This is a genomic window from Companilactobacillus keshanensis (assembly GCF_003946205.1).
GTDB lineage: Bacteria > Bacillota > Bacilli > Lactobacillales > Lactobacillaceae > Companilactobacillus > Companilactobacillus keshanensis.
The window spans coordinates 1-2,068 of record NZ_RHOS01000042.1 but is presented as its reverse complement, the minus strand read 5'-3'; the positions used below and the strand labels follow the sequence as shown (position 1 = coordinate 2,068).

Genomic DNA, 2,068 nt, shown 5'->3' with positions numbered 1-2,068 from the left:
ATAGCCCCCAATATCTACATTATAGATATTGGGGGCTATTCTTTCAGTGTTTTTGAGGGGTTATTTGTTAATTATAGCCCCTATATATTCATAGCCCCTTTCTGTTTGGTGTTAAAGTATTAGTCATCGATGTCATGCACTATCTTGTTTAGCTCCGTTTTGATGGAACTGGGAATATTTTCTAAATTGAAATGATTATATATTTCTTTATCCTTAAGCATCCTTTTTTGTGCCTTATTTAATTGGATGGTTTTTAAATTATTATTTTCGTCTGCCTTTTCTTTGTTATAATAAAAATCGTTGTACAAATCGAGGAGGAAAATAATGAAAAAGATTACAGCATTTTTATTGTCATTATTAATGTTACTAGGGGTATTCGCTCCAGCAACTGCAACAACCGTTCAAGCTAAGTCTTCCGAGAATATCAAAGCTACTTACACTTTGAAGAAGAATAAAAAGAAGATTGCCAAGAAAACTATCACATTGAAAGAGAATGCCACTGTTACTGATGGTCTTAAAAAAGGCTGGAAAGTTAACGACAAAGGCGGCTTTATCACAGCTATCGACGGTCACAAACAAAATAACAAGAAGAAAATTTACTGGACATTCACTGTTAATGGCAAACAAGTTAACGTTTCAGCTGACAAAAAGAAATTACACAACAAAGACAAAGTTGTTTTCAAATTATCAAAATATAACGGTTAATGATTAAATTAAAATATGAGATGAGGATAAATTCAATATCCTTATCTCATATTTTTTTGCATAAATAAGTAATTTTACAATCTACCTTTTTATTTAATTTTTAAGGATCAATACAACCACTTTTTTCACAAATCGGATAACCTAAATCCCAGATTAATATCATTTTTAACAAATCGATTAATTTAGTCGCTGTTAACGAAACGGCTATTATTGTATGAACAGCGAATGCCCATATGAAATCTGTTCTCGCCCTTCTGAACCTCTATTAATGCCACTATCCATAATAAGCATGCCTGTATAGAGCTCTTAATAATAAAGTCCAAACCACCAATAATCATAATTGTCAAAAAAATATTTTCACTCCATCTATTCTTAGGTTATCAAAGTAATCTTGATATTGTTTCTCATTTTTTCTAGGATATTTTTCAAGATCATTATTTTCCATAGTATTTTTCAACCCATATATCCACCATGAAGAATTAAATAATGCTGAAAATTCAACAGTAGGTTTGGGCTCGTGACTCAATTGGTTAAAACCATTTTGATATAAACGCCTTTTGTTTACAAATCCAAATATTTTTTCATCTACAGATCCAGAGCCTTGCTGCCACTGATTGTCACCAAAAATGCCACCAACTATTATTGGTGTTGTTCTTAAATGTTTTCTTTTGTCTATTACCATATTCAGCAACTTTATTTTCATTTTGATTGTCGTTTTTATCCTTGATGTGACTGGTATTAGAACTATTCGTCAAGGTATCGTCCTTGTCGTTTAATTGTTGCTGATGAGTAGCACTAGAAGATTCAAACAAGCCACTCAGTTTCTGAACGTGTTCTTTTAATCGATGGTTCTCTGCAACCGTTGCTATCTGTAATTTTTGCTGCTGATCTAAGGCTTGTTGTAAATTTGCAATTTGTTGATCTTTAACATCAAGTTGCTTCAGCAAGATCTGATCAATATTTTTGTCCTTGTCGTTTTCAGCTTGCCGATTTGGTTGTCGTTCTTGTCGTTTTTGCTTGTCAAAATTAGCAAGCATTTTAACGCCTTGGTTGTCTATTTCTAGATGGTTTTTAACTTTGTAAGTGTGTTTGCTTCGAAAGCCATTAATGCTATTAATACGTTGATTAATAGCTTGTTTTGACAATTTAAATTCTTCTGAAAGTTGCCGAATAGTCTTGCCCAATAGTTTCACCGCCTAATTAATCCGCCTTAAATTATAAGTTAAAAACGACAAGAAAACCAATCGACAAGCAAAACTTAAACTTGGTTGTCGATTGGTTTTCTTTAGGTATCAATCTTCAAGCTAAACTATAATTGATTTGGTTCTGGTTGTTGCCACCAATGAATGTTGCTTTAACAGCA

At 32.4% G+C, this 2,068-nt stretch carries 3 protein-coding genes; 1 reads left to right on the top strand and 2 read right to left on the bottom strand.

The genetic code is table 11. The features are described from left to right. Positions 1 to 324: 324 nt before the first annotated feature. The gene (locus EKM64_RS11280; RefSeq protein WP_125591208.1) at positions 325 to 705 is read left to right on the top strand and encodes a DUF4430 domain-containing protein; all 381 of its coding nucleotides are present in this window, start codon (positions 325 to 327) and stop codon (positions 703 to 705) included. A gap of 343 nt (positions 706 to 1,048) precedes the next feature. Here the strand turns inward: EKM64_RS11280 and EKM64_RS11275 are convergent, their stop codons facing one another. Next, the gene (locus tag EKM64_RS11275; protein ID WP_125591207.1) at positions 1,049 to 1,387 is read right to left on the bottom strand and encodes a hypothetical protein; all 339 of its coding nucleotides are present in this window, start codon (positions 1,385 to 1,387) and stop codon (positions 1,049 to 1,051) included. Further along, positions 1,323 to 1,889, bottom strand: coding sequence for a DUF536 domain-containing protein (locus tag EKM64_RS11270; RefSeq protein ID WP_062913471.1), 567 nt, complete (start codon positions 1,887 to 1,889; stop codon positions 1,323 to 1,325). The genes EKM64_RS11275 and EKM64_RS11270 overlap by 65 nt, the downstream gene beginning before the upstream one ends. Between the last annotated feature and the right edge of the window lie 179 nt (positions 1,890 to 2,068).